The 4,830-nt window shown below is 71.7% G+C and carries 4 protein-coding genes; 2 read left to right on the top strand and 2 right to left on the bottom strand.

Annotated features, from left to right (window positions below):
• Window positions 1–289: 289 nt before the first annotated feature.
• Window positions 290–676 (top strand): hypothetical protein, encoded by a 387-nt coding sequence (locus tag AOK11_RS37460; RefSeq protein WP_055598085.1) that lies wholly within the window; start codon window positions 290–292, stop codon window positions 674–676.
• Window positions 677–822: 146 nt separating this feature from the next.
• Window positions 823–2,256: a S28 family serine protease gene (locus AOK11_RS37455; protein WP_055598084.1), complete on the top strand. Its 1,434-nt coding sequence runs from the start codon at window positions 823–825 to the stop codon at window positions 2,254–2,256.
• A 28-nt stretch (window positions 2,257–2,284) separates the two neighbouring features.
• Here AOK11_RS37455 and AOK11_RS37450 read toward each other — a convergent pair whose 3' ends face one another.
• Together AOK11_RS37450 and AOK11_RS37445 are read right to left on the bottom strand one after the other, a co-directional pair.
• Window positions 2,285–2,926 (bottom strand): hypothetical protein, encoded by a 642-nt coding sequence (locus AOK11_RS37450; RefSeq protein ID WP_055598083.1) that lies wholly within the window; start codon window positions 2,924–2,926, stop codon window positions 2,285–2,287.
• A gap of 225 nt (window positions 2,927–3,151) precedes the next feature.
• On the bottom strand, window positions 3,152–4,830 hold a 1,679-nt coding region (locus AOK11_RS37445), incomplete at its 5' end, for a glycoside hydrolase family 3 protein (RefSeq protein ID WP_055598086.1).

Genomic DNA, 4,830 nt, shown 5'->3' with positions numbered 1-4,830 from the left:
GGGGCGGTGGGCCCGAGGGGCTGAGCCGAGGGGATGAGCCCGAGGGGGTGGGCCCGGTGGGTGACGCCGACGCGTGACCGCCGGGCCGGGGTACGGACGCAGGGGGCCGTGCCTGAGGACGTGCGTGAAGACGTGCGTGAAGGCGTGCGGGAGACCGGAGAGACGGGTGGGCAACCATCCGGCGTACGCCATGCGTCCGTACACCTGTACGCCGTCGGTCGCGGCAGGTGCGGTGCGGGCTTCGGCGCGGGCTTCGATGCGGCGCGATCCGGTACGGGGAGGAACGGCAGTGGGAAGTGGAGCGATACACCGGCGCCTCGCGCTCGGTCTGGCGATGCTGACCGCGGCGGGACTGCTGGTGGTCACCGCGCCGGGCGACGCCCGGGCCGCGGCGCACTGCCCCGGACGCAAGATGCGCACCCTGCCGTTCTCCACCGGCTCGGTCGTCGTCTACAAGCGCGGCGGCTACCTCTGCGCCGTCACCCTCGCCAAGAAGCCCGGCACCAAGCGGAAGATGTCGGTGAGCATCCGGGCGCGCGGAGGCCGTCCGGTGGTCGACGAGGGCCGCTACAAGCGGCACGCCGGCCCGGTCACCGTGCACGCCGGGCGCCGCTGCGTCTGGGTGAAGGGCAGGGTGGCCGGCGGGTCGGTCAGCTCCGGCTGGATCCTGTGCTGAACGCACGCCCGGAGCCGAGCCGCGATTTCCGTCCAGCGTAAGGCATTTACCCCTCTCTGTACCGAGGGCTATCCCCATGTCCCCTAGTGCTGGGGCGAGTTGGTCGGTTAGTTTCCCGGCCACATCTGTTTCACAGGGGAGTGTGCATGCGCAAGGCGCTCAGATGGCTGCTGACGCTCACGATGCTGATCGGCACGGTGAGCGCGGCGAGTGCGGCCACCGCCGCCGAGACCGACATCACCGCCGGCACCGACATCAAGGAGAGACTGCTCTCCGTCCCGGGCATGAGCCTGATCGAGGAGAAGCCCTACACCGGGTACCGCTTCTTCGTCCTCGACTACACCCAGCCGGTCGATCACCGCAGGCCCTCCAAGGGCACCTTCCAGCAGCGGATCACCGTGCTGCACAAGGACGTCGCGCGGCCGACCGTCTTCTTCACCGGCGGCTACAACGTCTCGACGACGCCCCGCCGCAGCGAGCCGACCCAGATCGTGGACGGCAACCAGGTCTCCATGGAGTACCGCTTCTTCACCCCGTCCCGCCCTGACCCGGCCGACTGGTCCAAGTTGGACATCTGGCAGGCCGCCAGCGACCAGCACCGTATCCACCAGGCGCTGAAGGGGATCTACTCCGAGAACTGGATCTCCACCGGCGGCTCCAAGGGCGGCATGACCGCCACGTACTACGAGCGCTTCTACCCGCGTGACATGGACGGCGTCGTCGCCTACGTCGCCCCCAACGACGTGGTGAACAAGGAGGACTCCGCCTACGACCGCTTCTTCGCGAAGGTCGGCACCAAGGAGTGCCGCGACCGGCTGAACGCGGTGCAGCGCGAGGCGCTGGTCCGCCGGGCCCCGCTGCAGGAGAGGTACGAGGCGTACGCCGCCGAGAACGGCTACACCTTCGACACCGTCGGCAGTGCGGACCGGGCGTACGAGGCCGTCGTCCTCGACTACGTGTGGGGCTTCTGGCAGTACGGCACGGTGCAGGACTGCGAGCAGATCCCGGCCGACGCCCGGAACGCCACCGACGACGAGATCTGGACCTCGGTCGACACGATCTCCGGCTTCTCGTTCTACACGGACCAGGGCCTCAGCCCGTACACGCCGTACTACTACCAGGCCGGCACGCAGCTCGGTGCGCCGACGATCCGGTTCCCGCACATCGAGAAGAAGTACATCCGCTACGGCTACCAGCCGCCGCGCAACTTCGTGCCCCGCTCGATCCCGATGACGTTCGAACCGCGGGCCATGCGCGACGTCGACACCTGGGTGCGCGGCAACGCCCGGCAGATGCTGTTCGTCTACGGCGAGAACGACCCGTGGGGTGCCGAGCCCTTCCGGCTCGGCAAGGGCGCGCGCGACTCGTACGTGCTGACCGCCCCCGGCATGAACCACGGTGCCAACGTGGCCGGTCTGGTCGACGAGGAGAAGGCGCTCGCCACGGCCCGCATCCTCGACTGGGCCGGCGTCGCGCCGAGCGCGGTCAAGGAGAACCCGGCCGAGGCGAAGCCGCTGGCGAAGTTCGACCGCAAGCTGGACGTGCGGGACATCCGGCGGGAGCCGACGCTGCACCGGTAGGAACACCGGGCCGCGACAGCGGCCGGGATCACACCGGGACGGCGCAGCCCACCGGTGAGCTGCCGCCGAGCCGGACATAGAGGGTCGTGGACGCCGGGCACCGGGACCTGGCGTCCACGGCCTCGGTCACCCGGTACTCCGGCCGCTGCTCCCCCTCGCCGTCGCAGGCCGTCTCGCGGACCTGGCCGTCGTCCAGCCCGCGCACGCAGTCGCCGACGATGGTGCGCGGCCCGCCCCCGCCACCGGGATCGCCCGGGTGCGGGGGCTGCAGGTTGCGCATGCAGGCGTAGCCGCGCGGCACCGCCCCGTCGCCGTCCTCGTCGGACGCGGGGCGCTGCTCGCTGATGTGCAGGACGAAGTCCGTGGTGGCGGGGCAGCGCGGCCCGTCCCGCACGGTTCCGTCGTGGCGGGCGACCACCCGGGCCGCCGCCCGTTCACCGGTGCACGACACCTCGGTGAAGCTGGTCCGGCCGAACGAACTGCACTCGTCGATCCCGAGGAACACCGCCCCGTATCCCGAGGTCCGGATCGGCGACGGCGACACCGTCACCGTCCGCTGTCCGGCCGGCCGGCCGTTCTCGTCGACGCCGCCGGGCGCGTTCTGGCAGCCGGCCGACAGGGCCGTGGCCAGCACGGCGAGCGCGCACACCGCCCCCAGGGAACTTCTCACGTGCGTCACCCTCCCCGAACACCCCCGTCCAGCGTGACCCGGCACAGCGGGTCACACCAGACATACGGCACTCTTTGCGCATGGTGGCGGGGGTGCGTCGGTTGTGTGGCGTACGGACGCTACGCCCGACGGGCTACCGGGCCGTGGGAAATCCGGCCGTGGGAAATCCGGCTGCGGGAAACCCGATTGCGGGAGATCCGGCTGCGGGAAACCCGGAGGCCGGGGTCAGTACCTCAGTCCGTGCCCGACCGGGTACAGCACCGCCGCCGGGTCGTCCGCCCGCTGCACCGGCACCGGCAGCGTCCCGCGCGGCTCCACCCGGCCCGCGATCACCCGGGCCGCCGCCCGCAGTTCGACGTCGGTCCAGGAGTACGTCGCCAGGAAGGCCGGTACGGCGGGCAGGTGGGCCACGTCGTACGGGTTGCGGATCGCCACCGCGACCACCGGCCTGCCGGTCGCCAGGAGCCGCTCGACCAGGGTCCGCTGGCTGGAGGACGCCGTCACGTTGTACGTCCCGACGACCACGGCGTCCGCCTCCTGCGCGGCCGCCACGGCCCGGTCGATCGTCGCCGCCGACGGTGCCGTACCGGTGGACAGGGCGGTGGCGGTGAAGCCCAGCTCGTTCAGCGCGCCCGCCAGCACCCCGGTCGGCGGTCCCGTCGTGCCGGACGGGGAGGCCGGGTCGGCGCCCACGACCAGCAGCTTCGGCTGCCGGCGCCGGGACAGGGGCAGCACGCGGTCCTCGTTGACCAGCAGGGTGGTGGTCCGTTCGGCGATCCGGTCGGCCGCCGCCCGGTGCGCGCGCGTACCGACCCTGCGGTCCACGCCGTCCGGGGAGGCGTACGGGTCCTTGAACAGGCCCAGTTTCGCCTTCAGGCGCAGGACGCGCAGGATCGATTCGTCGAGCCGTGCCTCGGTCAGCTCGCCGTCCCGGACGGCCTTCAGGACGGCGTTCCACGCCACGTCCAGGGAGGGCGGGTTGAGCAGCTGGTCCACGCCCGCCTTCAGGGCCAGCACCGGCACCCGGTCGTCGCCGTACTTCGTCCGCACGCCCTCCATGCCGAGGGAGTCGGTGACCACGACCCCGTCGTAGCCCAGTTCCTCGCGGAGGATGCCGGTGAGGATCGGGCGCGAGAGGGTGGCCGGATCGTCGGAGTCGTCGAGTGCCGGGACCATCAGATGGGCCGTCATGATCGAGTCGATGCCCGCGGCGATCGCCGCCCGGAACGGCGGCGCGTCCAGCCGCTCCCACTGCTCACGACTGTGGGTGATCACCGGGAAGCCGGTGTGGCTGTCGACGGCGGTGTCGCCGTGCCCGGGGAAGTGCTTGGCGGTCGCCGCGACCCCCGACCGCTGGAACCCGGCGACCTCGGCGGCCACCAACCGCGCCACCGCCTTCGGCTCGGACCCGAAGGACCGTACGCCGATGACCGGGTTGGCCGGGTTGACGTTCACGTCGGCCACCGGGGCGTAGTCCTGACGGATGCCCAGGGCGCGCAGCTCGCGCCCCGCGATCCGGCCGAGGTCGCGCGCGTCGGAGCGGGAACCACCCGCGCCGACGGCCATCGCGCCGGGGAACAGGGTCGCCGGCTCGCCGACGCGGGCGACGATGCCGTGCTCCTGGTCGGTGGAGATGAGCACCGGCAGCCCGCGCGGCAGGCCGAGGGACGCCTTCTGGATGCCGTTGGAGAGGCTCGCGATCTGGTGCGGATCGCGGGTGTTGTGCGCCCAGGTGAAGTAGATGATGCCGCCGACCCGGTACTTCTCCAGCAGTTCGGCGGCCGTGCGCACGCCGATCTCCTTGAGGTTGGCGTCGATGTCCGCCTGGTCGGGTTCGGTGGCGGAGTGGCCGTAGACCCGCATCACGAACAGCTGGCCGACCTTCTCCTCCAGGGTCATCCGGG

Origin of the sequence: Streptomyces hirsutus (genome assembly GCF_001418415.1) — a bacterium.
Classification (GTDB): domain Bacteria; phylum Actinomycetota; class Actinomycetes; order Streptomycetales; family Streptomycetaceae; genus Streptomyces; species Streptomyces hirsutus.
Note: the sequence above shows the minus strand (reverse complement) of the source record. Positions and strands in the feature narration are given on the sequence as shown.